This is a genomic window from Bradyrhizobium sp. P2_E8 (assembly GCF_056403875.1).
Genome location: NZ_JBFUES010000035.1, coordinates 1 through 17,041, shown reverse-complemented (window position 1 = coordinate 17,041; position 17,041 = coordinate 1). Strand labels below are relative to the sequence as shown.

Here is a 17,041-nt window from a genome sequence, read left to right as displayed (position 1 = left end):
ACCTTCAGGTTATGAGCCTGACGAGCTACCGGGCTGCTCCACCCCGCGTTAAACACTTGCGCGCCTTCGTCGAAATGCCGGGGACGATGAGGTTAGGCCGACGCTGTTCGCGTGGCTTTTCTCTTCCGTCCCAAAGGCTTCCTTGGAAGGCAACCCCGGGGCAAAGCCCGTTGGGTGCGGGGGGTATGTACCAACCCGGGCTGCCTTTGGAAAGGGCTGCGGGGACGTTTTTTTCGACTTTATGACAGGTGGATGGACCGGATTTCGGCCCGCCAGCCGCGCCCTTGCCAGAAGTTCCACAAAGGGCCAGCTTGCGGCAACAAAACCAGGGGCGAAACGCCATTTTGGGGAGGAGCGCCATGGGCCAGATCAGGGACCAGATCTTCGACCGATCCTTGGACCGATCCTTGGACCGATCTCTGGACCGATCCCTGACGAGCGCCCCGCTCCGGGGCCTCGAAGACGCCTTCCACGCCATGGTCGCGCGGTCGCGGGCCGAGCCGGCCGCTGATCTGGCCGAGCGGCTCGACCGGCTGGCGCGGCTGCGCGCCGTCGTCGCGGACAATGAAGAGCGCTTCCGGCAGGCGATCTCGGCCGATTTCGGCCACCGCTCGGCGGTCGAGACCACCATCGCCGAGACCATGATGGTCTACAGCGAGATCCGGCATGCCACAAAACACCTGAAGAGCTGGATGGTGCCGCAGCGCGTCGCCACCGCGCTGCAATTCCTGCCCGCGCGCAACCGGCTGATTCCGCAGCCGCTCGGCGTCGTCGGCATCATCGCGCCCTGGAATTATCCGCTCCAGCTGACGCTCGCACCGGCGATCGGCGCGCTCGCCGCCGGCAACCTGGTCATCATCAAGCCGAGCGAGCTGGTCCCGCACTTCTCGGCGCTGCTGAAGGAGACTGTGGCCGCGAAGTTCGATGCCACAGAAGTGCTGATCACCGGCGTCGAGGACGAGATCGCCAAGGCCTTTCCGAGCCTGCCGTTCGATCATCTGGTGTTCACCGGCTCGACCCGGGTCGGGCGGCTGGTCGCGGAGGCCGCGGGGCGGAATCTCACGCCTGTCACGCTCGAACTCGGCGGCAAGTCGCCAGCGATCATCGATCAATCCGCCGATCTCGAGGAGGCGGCCGAGCGCATCGCCTACGGCAAGCTGCTCAATGCCGGACAAACCTGCATCGCGCCGGATTACGTGCTGGTGCCGGAGCACTCGTTGCAGGCCTTCGCCGAGAAGGTGCGCGCGCAGATGCGGCGCATGTTCGGCACCGATCCCGCCAACAAGGACTACACCTCCGTCATCTCCGACCGGCATTATGCGCGGCTCGAAGGTCTCGTCGCGGATGCCGTAGAGCGCGGCGCAAAGATCCTGCAGCCGGCAAAGCCTGATGATCCCAACTGGAAGGCACACCGCAAATTCCCGCCGACGCTGATCCTCGGTGCCGGCGAAGACATGGCGGCGATGCAGGAGGAGATCTTTGGCCCGGTGCTGCCCGTGCTGGGCTACCGCGAGCCGGCTGACGCCATCGCCTTCGTCAACCGCCGCGACCGGCCGCTCGCGCTCTACTGGTTCGGCAAGGACCGCGACGCGCGCGACGCGGTGCTGTCGCGCACCGTCTCCGGCGGCGTCACCGTCAACGACTGCCTGTTCCACTTTGCGCAAATCAACCAGCCGATGGGCGGCGTCGGCGCATCCGGCACCGGCGCCTATCACGGCGAATGGGGCTTCAAGGCGTTCAGCAAGCTGAAGCCGGTGTTCTACCGCTCGAAATTCAACCGCCTCGCCGACCTCTACCCGCCCTATGGCGGCAAGATCGCGCGGCTGGAGAAGTTGATGCGGTTCATGTCGTAGCTATCCGTCATTCCGGGGCGCGCGCAGCGCGAGCCCGGAATCCATTTGTCCGCATCAATGGTGGTGGGATGGATTCCGGGCTCGCGACTTCGTCGCGCCCCGGAATGACGACCAACAAGAAGACTCTCAAGGGGGAAACAACATTGACTGAGACATTCGATTTCGTCGTCGTGGGCGCGGGCTCCGGCGGCTGCACCGTTGCGGGGCGGCTGTCGGAGGATGCGGCGACATCCGTGGCGCTGCTCGATGCGGGCGGACGGAACGACAGTTGGCGGATCACCACGCCATTCGGGCTCGCTTTGCCATACCGCGCGGCCAACTGGGCGTTCGATACTGTGCCGCAGAAGGGATTGAACGGCCGCATCGGCTATCAACCGCGCGGCAAGGGCCTCGGCGGTTCTTCGGCGATCAACGCGATGGTCTACATCCGCGGCAACAAATGGGACTACGACCACTGGGCCGCGCTCGGCAATTCCGGCTGGTCGTATGCGGATGTGCTGCCCTACTTCAAGCGCTCGGAGAACAACGCCGATTTCGACGGCGAATATCATGGCAAGGGCGGCCCGCTGCATGTCAACAAGCTACGCTCGGACAATCCGATCCATGACGTCTTCCATCAGGCCGCGCGCGAAGCGCAGTTCCGCATCCGCGAGGACTTCAATGCCGAGGACCATGAAGGGCTCGGCAGCTACCAGGTGACGCAGCACGGTGGCGAGCGCTGGAGCGCGGCGCGCGCCTATGTGGATCCCCACATCGGCAAGCGGGCGAATCTGCGCGTCGAGACGCAGGCGCATGCCACGCGCATCTTGTTCGAAGGCAGGCGCGCAGTGGGCGTCGAGTACCGGCAGGGCAAGGAGCTGAAGCAGCTGCGCGCCCGCCGCGAGGTGATCCTCGCCGGCGGCGCCTTCCAGTCACCGCAATTGCTGTTGCTGTCGGGCGTCGGCGACGGCGATGCGCTTGCCGCGCACGGCATCGGCGTCGCGCATCATTTGCCGGGCGTTGGGCGCAATCTGCAGGACCATCCGGATTTCGTGTTCGTCTACGCCTCCGACTATCCGCACTTCGTTCACTCGTCACTCGGCCGGCTGCCATCCCTGCTGCGTGCGATCCAGCGGTACCGCCGCGAGCGACGCGGCCTGATGACCACCAATTTCGCCGAGTGTGGCGGCTTTCTGAAGACGCAGGCCCATCTCGACGTGCCCGACATTCAACTGCACTTCATCATCGCGATGCTCGACGACCACGGCCGCAAGAAGCATAAGGAAGCGGGCTTCTCATGCCATGTCTGCCTGCTCAGACCGAAGAGCCGCGGCAGCGTCTGGCTGAAGAGCGCCGATCCGCTCGCCGCCCCCATGATCGATCCGAACTTCTTGGGCGAGGCGGAGGATCTCGAGACGATGGTCGCGGGCTTCAAGACCACGCGACGGCTGATGGAGACACCTGCGATGCGCGCGTTGCAGAAAAAGGACATGTTCACGTCCGATGTGAGAACGGACGACGACATCCGCGCCATCCTGCGCAATCGCGTCGACACCGTCTATCACCCCGTCGGCACCTGCAAGATGGGCACGGACGCGATGGCGGTGGTCGATCCGCAGTTGAAGGTACACGGCGTCGAGGCCTTGCGCGTCGTCGATGCCTCGATCATGCCGACGCTGATCGGCGGCAATACCAACGCGCCGACGATCATGATCGGGGAGAAGGCGGCGGATATGATCCGGGGGGAGATGCGGGCGAGGTAGCGCGACGCTATCGCGTCATTCTCCGCCGTCGTCCCCGCGAAGGCGGGGACCCATAACCACGGGGAGGAGTTTGGGAGCGAGATAGTAACTCCGAGTCTTCGTCAAATTCCTCCCTGGGGTTATGGGTCCCGGGCTCGCGCTACGCGCGCCCCGGGACGACGGCGGCGATCAATTCAACAAGAACCCGCCATCCACGGTCACCACGCTCCCCGTCATGTAGCGCGAGGCCTTCGAGGCCAGCAGCAGGATTGCACCGTCGAGATCGGACTCGGCGCCGACGCGGCGCTGGGGGATGCGTTTTGCCAAACGCTCGCCCGCCGGCGTCGACCAGAACGCGTGGTTCATCTCGGTGTCGATATAGCCGGGCGCCAGCGCGTTGATGCGGATGTTCTGCCCCGCGAGCTCGAGCGCCATCGCTTTCATCGCCTGGATGATACCGGCCTTGGAGATCGCGTAGGGCGAGACCGCCTTCAGCACGCCGGCGCCGAGCACGGAGGCGATGTTGACGATGTTGCCGTCCTGCTTGCGGGCGATCATGCGCCGCGCGACTTCGGTCGCGAGGAAATAGGCGCCCTTGAGATTGGCGCCGATCACGGCGTCCCAATCGGCCTCGGTCTGCTCGGTCGCGAGCTTCTCGATCGCGATGCCGGCATTGTTGATCAGCACCGTGACGGGACCGAGCGCCGCTTCCGCCGCATCGACGGCCTTCGCGATGGATGCGGTGTCGGTGACGTCGAGCGCGACGGCGGCGGCGCGGCCGCCGTTGCCGCGGATCTCCTGTTCCAGATTCTTCAACTTGTCGGTCTGCCGTGCCGCGAGCGCGACGGCCGCGCCGTGCGCCGCCAGCACCCGGGCAAACTGTCGCCCCAGCCCCTGGCTGGCACCGGTGACGAGGATGGTTTCTTTACTGACGTCGAATAGGCCTGACATGACGATGTCCTTGGGCGTACCCCTGAGCTTCTGGAGCCAAAAATACAGACGATTTTAGCGATCTGAAACCGGAATGATTGGTTCGGCGTTCATTCGTTCCACCGAAGCAGGGCCTTGCTCATGAACAGTTTCGATCTCGCCGTCTATGCGGCGCTCGCCATCGCCATCGGCTTCGGATTCAGGACTGGCCTGCTGCGCAGCGCCATGACCATCCTCGCCTATCTGCTCGCCGCCCCCATCGCGGTCGCACTGATGCCGCTGATCGTGCCGCAAGTCGCGAGCAATCCGAACGCGCCGCTGCTGCAAAACTGGATCTGGTTCTTCGGCATCTTCGTGGTCGTCGGCATGCTGCTTGGGTATATCGGCCGCCTGGCGCTGAACGACACGATACGCGAAGCCGGGATCGGCGACCGCCTCGGCGGCGCCGCGCTCGGCGCCGTCAGGGTCGGCCTCGTCGCCACCACGCTGGTGCTGGTGTTCGACCAGATCGTGCCGGCCAAGCGCCAGCCGCCCTTCCTCGCCGGCTCGCATCTGCGGCCGCTGTTCTCGACGGTCGGGCAGATGGGCTTCAAGTCGCTGCCGCCGGAGGCCGCCGCCGCGATCGACCGCCTCAAGCAGGAACGGCGCATCTGATCCGGCGCATTTGCATCGCCGCGCGGGCGTGCATGCATTTAGGTGCGAGCCCGTCCCTTACCAGCGGCACTACAGTTGGCTAAAGTGCCGCCCGTCCAAAACCTGCCTGACATTACGGGAGTGAAACTGTGGATCTTGGGATCAAAGGTCGCCGCGCCATCGTCTGCGCATCCAGCAAGGGCCTCGGCCGCGCCTGCGCCATCTCGCTGGCGGAAGCCGGCGTTGACGTCACACTGACCGCGCGCGGCGCCGAAGCCCTGAAGAAGACGGCCGACGACATCCGCAAAGCCTATCCGGGTGTGAAGGTCACCGAGATCGTCGGCGACATCACGACACCGGCGGGCCGCGAGGCGGTGCTGAAGGCCTGCCCGGAGCCCGACATCCTGATCAACAATGCCGGCGGCCCGCCGCCCGGCGATTTCCGCAACTGGACCCGCGACGACTGGATCAAGGCGATCGACGCCAACATGCTGACCCCGATCGAGCTGATCAAGGCGACCGTCGACGGCATGATGGCGCGCAAGTTCGGCCGCATCGTCAACATCACCTCGGCCGCGGTGAAGGCGCCGATCGACATCCTCGGCCTCTCCAACGGCGCGCGCGCCGGCCTCACCGGCTTCATCGCCGGCCTGTCGCGCAAGACCGTGATCAACAACGTCACCATCAACGGCCTGCTGCCGGGCCCGTTCGAGACCGATCGCCTGACCGGCACCGCCAAGGCCRAGGCCGACAAGCGCGGCACGACGCCCGAGCAGATCCTGACCGAGCGCGCCAAGCTCAACCCCGCCGGCCGCTTCGGCCAACCCGACGAGTTCGGCTATGCCTGCGCCTTCCTGTGCGGCGCCAAGGCCGGCTTCATCACCGGGCAGAACATTCTGCTCGACGGCGGCGCGTTCCCGGGCACGCTGTAAGCTCAACATCGCGTCCGCAGCAACGTCATCCGCAGAAGACCGTCATGCCTGGGCTTGTCCCGGGCATGACGACCTCGTGTAGATCTTCAGCTCTAGGATACCGGCGTGGTCCGCTCGTCGGTCCAGTCGATGCCCAGCTCGTCCATGCCGTCGGCGAGGAGATCGCCCAGCATCGGCTCGCCCAAGAGATACTGCACCGCCTCGCGCCGGGGCGCCTTGTATTCGGCGCGGGCCTCGGCAGCGCGGGCGCGCAGGTCGTCCCACTCGTCGACGGAGCCGTCGCCGCGGCCGAGCCACATCAGCGTCACGAGGTCGAGCTGCTCGTCCTCGTTCAGCGCCCCGATGAAGCCGATCAACTCGCTTGCGACCGGATCGGACGTCGTGTCTTCCAGAACGTCGATCTCGTCATCGTCGGAGGGGTTCGAGCCCGAGTCCGGATCGGATGCAGCTTCCTTGACGTCGAATTCGCGGGCCTTCTCGATGATGAAAGCGACCTTCTCGGCGGAAATTGCAAGCTCTGGCATCGTCTTTCCCTCCGGCTTGTCCTGGGTTCCAGCGATAACGCGGCGCGCCATCAGATGATCCATTGCGCTTCATGGCGGAAACCCGCATGTTTCGGCGCAAAGCGTCCTCTCTCGTCATTCCGGGGCGCGACGTAGTCGCGAACCCGGACTCTCACGCAACGATCTCGAGATTCCGGGTTCGATGCTTGCGCATCGCCCCGGAATGACAGCGAGGCGCAAAGCAAGAACATGGGGACACGCCGGATGTCGTGGAAGGTGGGCAAGGTCAGGATTACGAAGCTCGTCGAGATGGAGACAGTCGGCTCGACCCGCTTCATCCTGCCGGCCGCGACCAACGATGAAATCCGGAAGCTGCCCTGGCTGATCCCGCATTTCGCCACCGACGAGGGCCGGCTGAAAATGTCGATCCACGCGCTGGTGGTGGAGACGCCGACGCGCCGCATCGTGGTCGACACCGGTCTCGGCAACGACAAGCAGGGCCGCGGCGTCCCGGTCTGGAATAACCGCAGCACGCCGTTTCTGGAGACCATGACGGCAGCGGGATTTGCCCCTGACAGCATCGACACCGTGCTGTGCACGCATCTTCACGTCGACCATGTCGGCTGGAATACGAAACTGGTCGACGGCAAATGGGTGCCGACCTTCCCGAAGGCGCGCTATGTGTTCGGCAGGACCGAATATGAGTATTGGCGCGACCATTCGACCGAACCGGACAAGGTCGCGGTGTTCGACGATTCCGTGAAACCGGTCGTCGATGCGGGCCAGGCCGAGCTGATCCCGAGCGACCACCGGCTGTCCGACGAGATCAGCGTGATCCCGACCCCCGGCCACAGCCCCGGTCACATGAGCGTCCTGATCGAGTCCGGCGGTGAACAGGGGCTGCTCACCGGCGACGTCGCCCATCATCCCTGCCAGATGGCGCATCTCGATTGGTGCTCGGTCGTCGATACCGATCCCGCCCAATCGGCGGCGACCCGGCACAAGGTGTTCTCGCGCTTTGCCGACACCCCGACGCTGGTGATCGGCGGGCATTACTCGGCCGGACACATCAGGCGGGATGGGGACGCGTTCAGGTTCGTGGCGCTGGGGTGAGACGCAATCGTAGGGTGGGTTAGCCGAAGGCGTAACCCACCACGGTCTATCCCCTCGGAAACAGAAGAGGTGGGTTACGCCCGGACTGCGCTTCGCGCAGCCGCGTGCTAACCCACCCTACGAGCGAGGGGCTGCAATGCGCCCCGTTTTGAGCGGTTGAATTTCCCGCCGCCCTGTTCCATGAAGCTGTTTAACCGATCGGTCCATCTCCAGGGAGAAACGAGAATGAAGCTTGTTCGTTATGGCGAAAAGGGTGCGGAAAAACCCGGCCTGATCGACAAATCCGGCCAGTTGCGCGACCTGTCGGCGCATGTGAAGGACCTGACCGGCGAGGCCTATTCGCCGGAAAGCCTGAAGAAGCTCGCCGCGCTCGACCCCGCCGCGCTGCCCGCCGTCTCCGGCAAGCCGCGGTTCGGCGCGCCGGTCACCGGCATCTCGAAATTCGTCGCCATCGGCCTCAACTACAGCGACCACGCCAAGGAAACCGGCGCTGCGATCCCGAGCGAGCCGATCATCTTCATGAAGGCGAACACCTCGCTCTCCGGCCCGAACGACGCGGTCGAGAAGCCGCGCGGCTCGACCAAGCTCGACTGGGAAGTCGAGATCGCCGCGATCATCGGCTCCCGCGCCAAGTACGTCTCGGAAGCCGATGCGCTGAACTACGTGGCCGGCTATTGCGTCTGCAACGACGTCTCCGAGCGCAACTTCCAGACCGAGCGCCTGGGGCAGTGGACCAAGGGCAAGTCGCACGACACGTTCGGCCCGGTCGGCCCGTGGCTCGCCACCAAGGACGAGATCAAGGACGTGCAGAACCTGTCGATGTGGCTCGACGTCAACGGCCAGCGCCGCCAGACCGGCTCGACCAAGACCATGATCTTCTCCATGGCCAAGTGCATCTCCTATGTCTCGCAGTTCATGACGCTGCTGCCGGGCGACATCATCACCACGGGCACCCCGCCCGGCGTCGGCCTCGGCATGAAGCCGCCGACCTTCCTCAATGTCGGCGACGTCGTGTCGCTCGGCATCGAAGGCCTCGGCGAGCAGCGGCAGGAGATTATTGCGGCGTAAGCCTCCGCCCTCATCCTGAGGAGCGCGCAACGCGCGCGTCTCGAAGGATGCGCCACAAGCACCGTCGCCCGGCGTTCGCGCCGGGTGACGAGAGACCTTCCCTCGTTGCCTATCCTTCGAGACGCGCGCCAGGGCGCGCGCCCCTCAGGATGAGGACCGTGTGTCTGGATAGAGGTTATCTCCGATGAAACTCTCCTTCTCCGCCGCATCGCCCTTCGCCCGCAAGGTGCGCATCGCCGCGATCGAGCTTGGGCTGATCGACAAGATCGAACTGACGCCTGCAACCGTCGCGCCGGGCACGGCCAACGAGGACTATTCGCGCATCACGCCGCTGAAGAAGCTGCCGGTGCTGATCACCAATGACGGCGACGTGATCCTGGATTCCTACGTCATCGTCGAATATCTCAACGAGATGGCCGGTGGCAGCCTGATCCCGGATTACGGCCCGCGGCGCTGGAAGGCCAAGACCAATCACTCCCTGATCAACGGCATGCTCGATTCGATGCTGCTGTGCCGCTACGAGAAGATGGTGCGTCCGCAGGGCCTGCAATGGCAGGCGTGGTCGGACGACCACTGGAACCGGGCCTGGACCGGCATGGCGCGTTTCGAGAACATGCCCGATGTCCTGAACGGTCCGTTCGACATCTCGCAGATCGGCCTCGTCTGCGTGCTCGGCTATGCCGACTTCCGCTTCGCCGATTGCGGCTGGCGCAAGGCCTATCCGAAGCTCGACGCCTTCCATCAGAAGATGCTGGAGCGGCCGTCGGTGAAGATCTCGGTGCCGCCAGCGGCGTAGCACGTGGCCGGCGGGGAGAAGGGACGATGCGCGACCGTTTCCCCCACCTCGGCATTCTCGGCGCGAGCCTCGTGCTCGCGTTGACCGTCTCAGCMGCTCCCGTGCAGGCCGACGGCGTGGCGCCTGGACCGCGAAACCTCGCCTGCGGATCGCCATCGTCGATCGACGACGGCTGGACCACTGCGTCACCCGACAGTGTCGGCATGGACGGCGCGCAGCTCTGCGGCATCGCCGCGAGGCTCGAGCAGCGTGCGACCAAGGTCCATTCGGTCGTCGTCGCACGCCACGGCAAGCTCGTCTTCGAGCAGTATTTTCCCGGCTACGACCAACCCTGGGGACAGCCGGACGGCCAGCACGAGTTCACCGCGACGACGAAGCACGACATGCGTTCGGCTTCGAAGAGCGTCGTTTCGCTGCTCGTCGGCATCGCGATCGATCGCAAGCTCATCGCAGGGGTCGACGAGCCCGTGCTCAAATTCTTCCCGGACCATCAGACGGTGAAGCAGGCGGGCTGGGAGGCCATCACGCTGCGCCATCTGCTGACGATGTCCTCGGGGATGAAATGGGACGAGGCGCGGGCCTGGACCGATCCGAACAACGACGAGCCGCATCTCACCTTTGAAGCCGATCCGATCGGCTATGTGCTCGCAAAGCCGGTCGCCGCGCCGCCGGATACACTGTGGACCTATAATGGCGGCGGGACTGAACTGCTCGGCAACATCCTCGAACGCGTCTTGGGCAAGCCGCTGGAGGCATTCGCGCGCGAGGTGCTGTTCCAGCCGCTTGGGATCACCGATGTCGAGTGGAAGGCCTACAAGAACGGCAAGATCGCGGCGGCCGCGGGCCTGCGCTTGCGACCGCGTGATGCGGCGAAGATCGGCCAGCTCGTGCTCAATCGCGGCCAGTGGAACGGCCAGCAAATCGTCTCGGCCGACTGGATCGCACAATCGATCACACCGCGGTTCCAGGCGATCGGCTATTTCGGCGGCACGCTGTTCTACGGCTATCAATGGTGGATGGGCCGCTCGCTTGCCGGCGGCAAGGAAATCAAATGGGTTGCCGCCTTCGGCTGGGGTGGCCAGCGCATCTTCATCGTGCCCGAGCTTGATCTCGTCATGATGACGACCGCCGCGCAATACGGCCAGCCCAAGGAAGGCCTGGCCGCGATCGACATCCTCTCCAATATCGTCATTCCATCCGTGCGCGACGCGCACTGATCACGAGGGAAGCGAACATGAGCCTGAAATTTTCAGTCGGCGATCTCAACATCCATCGCGTCATCGAGCAGGAAACCTCGTTCGTCCCGGCACTCGAGATGCTGCCGGGACTGACACCGGAGGTGCTGGCCGAGAACCGGGCATGGATGCGGCAAGCCAAGGCGCTGGATGAGCAGGATGTGCTGCTGCTGTGCTTCCAGTCCTATGTGGTGAAGACACCGCACCACACCATCCTGATCGACAGCTGCATCGGCAACGACAAGCCGCGGCCGCAGCGGCCGAAATGGAACATGAAGACCGACGACACCTATCTGCGCGCGCTGGGCGCCGCCGGATTCTCGCCTGACGACATCGACTTCGTGATGTGCACGCATCTCCACGTCGATCACGTCGGCTGGAACACGCGGCTCGAGAACGGCCGCTGGGTGCCGACCTTCCCCAAGGCGCGCTACGTGTTCGCCAAGCAGGAGTTCGACCATTGGTCGGCTCAGAACGCGAAGACGGAGATCCCGCCCTTCGTCGACAGTGTGCTGCCGGTGGTCGAGGCGAACCGCCACGAACTTGTCGGCAACGACCACCAGATCGGCGATCACGTCCGCATCCTGCCGACACCAGGCCACACGCCGGGGCATATCGCTGTTACGATGGGCCGCGGCAAGGACGATGCCGTGTTCTCCGGCGATCTCATGCACTCGCCGTTGCAGACGCTTTATCCGGAACTGTCGATCAAGTTCGACGTCGATCCGGCCATGGCCGCAACGACGCGCCGCAGCTTCCTGGAACGCTATTGCGACACCGACACGCTGTGCTGCACGGCGCATTTCCCCTCCCCGTCGGTCGGGAAGATCAGGCGCAAGGGCAACGCGTTCGTCTGCGCGGCGGTTTAACGAGATGCCGTAGGGTGGGTTAGCTCTGCAGCTGCGCAAAGCGCAGTCGCTGAGCGTAACCCACCTCTTTAAGTACCGCAGAGACAGAAGAGGTGGGTTACGCCTTCGGCTAACCCACCCTACGATTCCACCCAAGTGGAGGAAACGATGACAGCGCTCCCCGACGTCCCCCTGCCCGCCGGCATCCGCTCGCGCTATGTCGACGGCATCAACGGCTTGCGCATGCATGTGCTGGAGGCCGGCTTCGAGACCAAGGGCCGCCCCTGCATCCTGCTGCTGCACGGCTTTCCCGAGCTTGYCTTCTCCTGGCGCAAGGTGATGCCGGCGCTCGCTGCCGCCGGCTATCACGTGATCGCGCCGGACCAGCGCGGCTATGGCCGCACCACCGGATGGACCGCGGATTACGACGGCGACCTCGCGCCATTCCGTCTGTTCAACCTGGTGCGCGACGCGCTGGGTCTGGTGTCGGCGTTCGGCTACAGGCAGGTCGATCTGGTCGGACATGATTTCGGCAGCCCGGTCGCATCCTGGTGCGCGCTGATCCGGCCCGACATATTCCGCTCGGTCGTGATGATGAGCGCGCCGTTCGGCGGACCACCGCCGCTGCCGTTTGGCACGGTCGACGCGCCGGCGCAGGTTTTGGCCGAAGATCCCGTGCATCGCGAGCTCGCGGCCCTGCCGCGTCCGCGAATCCACTATCAATGGTACTAYTCGACGCGCACCGCCAACGCCGACATGCATCACGCACCGCAAGGCGTGCATGATTTTCTGCGCGCCTATTACCATCACAAGAGCGCGGACTGGACCGACAACAAGCCCTATCCGCTCAATTCGTGGTCGGCAGGTGAGCTGGCAAAGCTGCCGACCTATTATGTGATGGATCTGAACGAGACCATGGCCGAGACGGTCGCCAAGGAGATGCCTTCGCCGGCAGCGATCGCCGCCAATCAATGGCTGCCGGACAACGAACTCGCGTACTACAGCGCCGAATATGGCCGCACCGGTTTCCAGGGCGGGCTGCAATGGTATCGCTGCGGCACCTCGGCCGCTTTCAACAACGAGTTGCAGCTGTTTGCCGGCCGCAGCATCGACGTTCCCTCCTGCTTCATCTCGGGCAAACAGGATTGGGGCACCTATCAGCGCCCCGGCGTATTCGAGGCGATGCAGAAGAGTGCGTGCACCAGGATGCTCGGCTGCCATCTCGTCGACGGTGCCGGCCATTGGGTGCAGCAGGAGCAGCCGGCCGAGGTGAGCCGCTTGCTGCTCGACTTCCTCGCCAAGACTTACTGAATAAGGCCCGCGCCGGTTGATTTGACCCGGGAACCACGGCGGCCTATATAGTTTAGAACTATTCTAAATTAGTGGGACAGKGCCGTCGTGAAGAATTTTGCCGATCTGACCGAGCGCGAGGTGCTTGCGGTCGCGATCTCCTCCGAGGAGGAGGACAGCCGCATCTACATGACCTTCGCCGAGGATCTGAGGGAGCGTTACCCGGACTCAGCCAAGATCTTCGAGCAGATGGCCGAGGAAGAGCGCGGACATCGCCACATGCTGCTGGAGACGTACGAACAGCGTTTCGGTCCGCACCTGCCGCCCATCCGCCGCGAGGACGTCAAAGGCTTCCTGCGCCGCCGCCCGGTCTGGCTCACCAAGAACCTGTCGCTCGACACCATCCGCAGGGAAGTCGAGACCATGGAAATGCAAGCCGAGCGCTTTTACGTGAAGGCCGCCGAACAGGCGCAGGATGTCGGCGTGCGCCGCTTGCTCGGCGATCTCGCCGAAGCCGAGAAGGGCCACGAAGAGATGGCCGCAAAGCTGGCGGACCAGATCCTCAGCCCGGATGTGCGCGCAGAGGAAGATCGCACCAACCGCCGCATGTTCGTGCTGCAATATGTGCAGCCGGGCCTTGCCGGCCTGATGGACGGATCGGTCTCGACGCTGGCGCCGCTGTTTGCCGCCGCGTTTGCCACCCACCAGAACTGGCAGACGTTTCTGGTGGGCCTCGCCGCCTCGATCGGCGCCGGCATCAGCATGGGATTTGCGGAAGCGCTGTCCGACGACGGCTCGCTCACGGGGCGCGGCTCGCCGTGGCTGCGCGGTCTCACCTGCGGCCTGATGACGACGCTCGGCGGGCTCGGCCACACCGCGCCCTATCTCGTGCCCGACAGCTGGGCCAACGCGTTCTGGATCGCAACGGCGATCGCCGGAGTCGTGGTGTTCTTCGAGCTATGGGCAATCGCCTTCATCCGCTCGCGCTACATGGACACGCCGTTCCTCCAGGCCGTGTTCCAGATCGTGCTCGGCGGCGCCATCGTGCTGGCGGTGGGGATTTTGATCGGGGCGGCGTAACGACCTCACACTCGCTGTCATCGCCCGCGAAGGCGGGCGATCCAGTACGCCGCAGCGGATATGGCGAGATCGAGCTCTCAAACGCGGGCCTTTGGAGTACTGGATCGCCCGGTCAAGCCGGGCGATGACACCGACCTTTTGGCACTGCCCGACGAGCCTCATCCACATATCAATCGCGATCAAACAACGGTTGCAGCGTTCGGCCAAACTGCGCATCATCCTCCAACAACCAGAGCGGGAGAAGCGCCGTGGCCAAATCGGAATGGAGTTTCAAGAGCGCGGTCGAGCTGTCGGCCGCATTGACCACGAAGAAGGTCTCCGCGGTCGAGCTCACGCGGGACGCGATCGACCGCATCGAACGGCACGACGGCAAGATCAACGCGGTCTGCGTGCGCGATTTCGATCGCGCACTCGTTGCGGCGCGCGAGGCGGACGCCGGATTGGCGCGCGGCGAGCGCAAGCCGCTGCTCGGCCTGCCCTTGACGATCAAGGAATCCTTCAACATCGCCGGCCTGCCGACGACCTGGGGCTTCGTTCCGCAGAAGGATTTCAAGCCTGTCGAAGACGCGCTAGCGGTGGTGCGCATCAAGCAGGCCGGCGGCGTGATCCTCGGCAAGACCAACGTCCCGGTAGGCCTCGGCGACTGGCAGAGCTACAACGACATCTACGGCACCACGAACAACCCCTATGATCTCGGCCGCACGCCGGGTGGATCGTCCGGGGGATCTTCGGCAGCCCTCGCCGCGGGCTATTGCGCGCTCGCCACCGGCTCCGACATCGGCGGCTCCCTGCGTGTGCCGGCATTTCATTGCGGCATCTTCGCTCACAAGCCGACCATCAATCTCTGCGCAGCGCGCGGCGAGACTCCGCCGCCGTTTCCGGCCATTCCGCGCGAAGGCGACCTCGCCGTCATCGGTCCGATGGCGCGCACGGCAGCGGATCTTTCCTTGCTGCTCGACGTCATGGCCGGACCGGATCCGCTCGATGCCGGCGTCGCCTACAAACTCGATTTGCCCGTTGCGCGGCATCAGTCGCTGCGCGATTTTCGTGTCCTGGTGATCGAGAGCCATCCGCTGCTGCCGACTGACCGGGACGTGCGCGGCGCGATCGACAAGCTCGCCACCGACCTCACGAAGGCCGGCGTGACGGTCGCGCGCGAGAGCACGCTGCTTCCGGACTTCGCGGAGACGTCGCGGCTTTACATGCGCATGCTGTTGAGCTTCCTCGGCGCGTTCTTCCTGCCCGACGAGCTGGCGGATGCGCAAGCCGGAGCGAGTCAACTGTCGCCGGAAGACCGGAGCCTCGGCGCGGAGCGACTGCGCGGCATTATTGCAAGCCACCGGGCCTGGGTGTTCGACGCCGGCGCCCGCGCCGTCCTGCGCGCGCAATGGCGCGCGCTGTTCAAGACCTTCGACGCGGTGATCTGCCCGATCATGCCGACGCCGGCCTTTCCGCATGATCATTCGCCGGAGCAGCGCCTGCGAAGAATCGACATCGATGGCACGGACTATCCTTATTCCGACCAGCTCGCATGGCCGGGCATTGCGACGCTTCCGGGCCTGCCGGCAACGGCCGTTCCGCTCGGTCTGTCGAAGGACGGCCTGCCGGTCGGCGTCCAGATCGTCGGCCCCTTCCTCGAGGACCGCACGCCCTTGAAGCTCGCCGAACTGATCGAGCGCGAATTCGGCGGCTTCACACCGCCGCCATTGTTCGATGATTAGCTTTCGCCCGTCATTGCGAGCGAAGCGAAGCAATCCAGACTGTATCCGCGGAGAAATTCTGGATTGCTTCTTCGCAAGGGCTCCTCGCAATGACGGAGCAAAATAACGTCGAGCTTCGCGCAACGCGCGCTCCGGAATGACAAGGGAGAGGACGTCATGAGCCAGGACATGGAAGAGCTCACCGCGCTCAACCGCGACTACGTCACCTCCGTTCAGAACTGCGACGTCAAGCGGTTCGACCAGATCCTGGCGCCGGAGTTCTATTGCTCCAATCCCGACAAGACGCTGGTCGATCGCGCCGCTTTCCTGGAACAGACGGCACGGCCGATCGCGATCCGGAACCTCAGGGAGCAGGACGTCATCATCCGCATCATGGGCGACTTCGCCATCATCCACGCGGCGACAAGCTACACCACGGCAGACGGCCAGCAGGCGACGGGCCGCTACACCGATTGCTGGTCGAAGAAGAACGGCAGATGGCTCGCGGTGTCGGCGCACGTGTCGCGATGAGGCCGGGCTACGGACTGTCATGCCCCGCGAAGGCGGGGCATCCAGTACGCCGCGGCAGCAGTTCGTTCATTCAACTCCCGCCGCGGAATACTGGATCGCGCGGTCGAGCCGGGCGATGACACCTGTTTCGGGGCGCCGCCAGCGCTAGCTATCAAACACGATCACGCTTCGCAGCGTCTTGCCCGCCTTCATGTTGGCAAAGCCCTCGTTGATTTCCGACAGCTTCAGCTTGGCCGAGATCCAGTCCTCCAGGTGCAGCCGGCCACGCAAATAGAAATCGACCAGGCGCGGCATGTCGACGCGGAAATGGTTCGAACCCATGGACGAGCCCTGGATCTTGCGTTCGCGCAGGAAGTCGAAGCCGTGCAGCTCGATCTTCTGGCCGAACGGGATCATGCCGACGATAGTGGCGGTGCCGCCGGAGGCGAGCATGCCAAACGCCTGCTCCGCGGTTTCCTTGCGGCCGAGCACCTCGAAGGAATGATGCACGCCGCCATTGGTGAGATCGCGGACCTGCTTCACCACGTCGCCGTCGGCGGGATTGATGATGTCGGTCGCGCCCAGCTTGGTCGCGAGCTGCAGCTTGGCCGGGTTGGTGTCGATGGCGATGATGCGGCCGGCGCCGGCGATCTGCGCGCCGTTGATCGCGGCCATGCCGACGCCGCCGCAGCCGATCACCGCAACGGTCTCGCCCGCCGTCACCTTCGCCGTATTCACCACTGCGCCATAGCCGGTGATGACGCCGCAGCCGATCAGCGCGGCGAGATCGAGCGGCATCTCCTTCCGGATTTTGACGATCGCGTTCTCG

16 protein-coding genes are annotated in these 17,041 nt (G+C 64.7%); 13 read left to right on the top strand and 3 right to left on the bottom strand.

What is annotated here, in order from left to right; translation table 11 throughout:
- Positions 1-359: 359 nt before the first annotated feature.
- Together AC1D00_RS03660 and AC1D00_RS03655 are read left to right on the top strand one after the other, a co-directional pair.
- Positions 360-1,853, top strand: a complete 1,494-nt coding sequence (locus AC1D00_RS03660; RefSeq protein ID WP_477009702.1) for a coniferyl aldehyde dehydrogenase — start codon at positions 360-362, stop codon at positions 1,851-1,853.
- 143 nt (positions 1,854-1,996) lie between these two features.
- Positions 1,997-3,595, top strand: coding sequence for a GMC family oxidoreductase (locus tag AC1D00_RS03655; protein ID WP_477009701.1), 1,599 nt, complete (start codon positions 1,997-1,999; stop codon positions 3,593-3,595).
- A gap of 168 nt (positions 3,596-3,763) precedes the next feature.
- Here the strand turns inward: AC1D00_RS03655 and AC1D00_RS03650 are convergent, their stop codons facing one another.
- The gene (locus tag AC1D00_RS03650) at positions 3,764-4,525 is read right to left on the bottom strand and encodes an SDR family NAD(P)-dependent oxidoreductase (protein ID WP_477009700.1); all 762 of its coding nucleotides are present in this window, start codon (positions 4,523-4,525) and stop codon (positions 3,764-3,766) included.
- Positions 4,526-4,645: 120 nt separating this feature from the next.
- Between AC1D00_RS03650 and AC1D00_RS03645 the strand changes: the two genes are divergently transcribed.
- Together AC1D00_RS03645 and AC1D00_RS03640 are read left to right on the top strand one after the other, a co-directional pair.
- The gene (locus AC1D00_RS03645; protein WP_404552480.1) at positions 4,646-5,158 is read left to right on the top strand and encodes a CvpA family protein; all 513 of its coding nucleotides are present in this window, start codon (positions 4,646-4,648) and stop codon (positions 5,156-5,158) included.
- 128 nt (positions 5,159-5,286) lie between these two features.
- Positions 5,287-6,069 (top strand): SDR family oxidoreductase, encoded by a 783-nt coding sequence (locus AC1D00_RS03640; RefSeq protein WP_477009699.1) that lies wholly within the window; start codon positions 5,287-5,289, stop codon positions 6,067-6,069.
- Between the two features lie 92 nt (positions 6,070-6,161).
- Here AC1D00_RS03640 and AC1D00_RS03635 read toward each other — a convergent pair whose 3' ends face one another.
- Complete coding sequence (locus tag AC1D00_RS03635) at positions 6,162-6,593, bottom strand: DUF3775 domain-containing protein (protein WP_027543391.1); 432 nt, start codon at positions 6,591-6,593, stop codon at positions 6,162-6,164.
- A 243-nt stretch (positions 6,594-6,836) separates the two neighbouring features.
- Between AC1D00_RS03635 and AC1D00_RS03630 the strand changes: the two genes are divergently transcribed.
- The 9 genes from AC1D00_RS03630 (at position 6,837) to AC1D00_RS03590 (ending at position 16,233) form a co-directional block, all read left to right on the top strand.
- The gene (locus tag AC1D00_RS03630; RefSeq protein ID WP_477009698.1) at positions 6,837-7,685 is read left to right on the top strand and encodes an MBL fold metallo-hydrolase; all 849 of its coding nucleotides are present in this window, start codon (positions 6,837-6,839) and stop codon (positions 7,683-7,685) included.
- 225 nt (positions 7,686-7,910) lie between these two features.
- Positions 7,911-8,753 (top strand): fumarylacetoacetate hydrolase family protein, encoded by an 843-nt coding sequence (locus tag AC1D00_RS03625; RefSeq protein ID WP_477009697.1) that lies wholly within the window; start codon positions 7,911-7,913, stop codon positions 8,751-8,753.
- A gap of 184 nt (positions 8,754-8,937) precedes the next feature.
- Positions 8,938-9,549, top strand: coding sequence for a glutathione S-transferase family protein (locus AC1D00_RS03620; protein ID WP_135175567.1), 612 nt, complete (start codon positions 8,938-8,940; stop codon positions 9,547-9,549).
- Positions 9,550-9,575: 26 nt separating this feature from the next.
- On the top strand, positions 9,576-10,766 hold the full coding sequence (locus AC1D00_RS03615; protein ID WP_477009696.1) for a serine hydrolase domain-containing protein: 1,191 nt from the start codon (positions 9,576-9,578) through the stop codon (positions 10,764-10,766).
- Between the two features lie 17 nt (positions 10,767-10,783).
- Positions 10,784-11,653 (top strand): MBL fold metallo-hydrolase, encoded by an 870-nt coding sequence (locus AC1D00_RS03610; RefSeq protein ID WP_477009695.1) that lies wholly within the window; start codon positions 10,784-10,786, stop codon positions 11,651-11,653.
- Between the two features lie 147 nt (positions 11,654-11,800).
- On the top strand, positions 11,801-12,943 hold the full coding sequence (locus tag AC1D00_RS03605; RefSeq protein WP_477009694.1) for an alpha/beta hydrolase: 1,143 nt from the start codon (positions 11,801-11,803) through the stop codon (positions 12,941-12,943).
- Between the two features lie 87 nt (positions 12,944-13,030).
- Complete coding sequence (mbfA, locus tag AC1D00_RS03600) at positions 13,031-14,002, top strand: iron exporter MbfA (RefSeq protein WP_477009693.1); 972 nt, start codon at positions 13,031-13,033, stop codon at positions 14,000-14,002.
- A 248-nt stretch (positions 14,003-14,250) separates the two neighbouring features.
- Positions 14,251-15,723, top strand: a complete 1,473-nt coding sequence (locus tag AC1D00_RS03595; protein WP_477009692.1) for an amidase — start codon at positions 14,251-14,253, stop codon at positions 15,721-15,723.
- A 156-nt stretch (positions 15,724-15,879) separates the two neighbouring features.
- Positions 15,880-16,233 carry a nuclear transport factor 2 family protein gene (locus AC1D00_RS03590; RefSeq protein ID WP_477009691.1) on the top strand — a complete coding sequence of 118 codons (354 nt, stop codon included), beginning with the start codon at positions 15,880-15,882 and terminating at the stop codon, positions 16,231-16,233.
- A gap of 144 nt (positions 16,234-16,377) precedes the next feature.
- On the opposite strand, the gene AC1D00_RS03585 is transcribed toward AC1D00_RS03590, so the two are convergent.
- The coding region (locus tag AC1D00_RS03585) for a zinc-binding dehydrogenase (RefSeq protein ID WP_477009690.1) at positions 16,378-17,041 on the bottom strand (664 nt) is incomplete at its 5' end.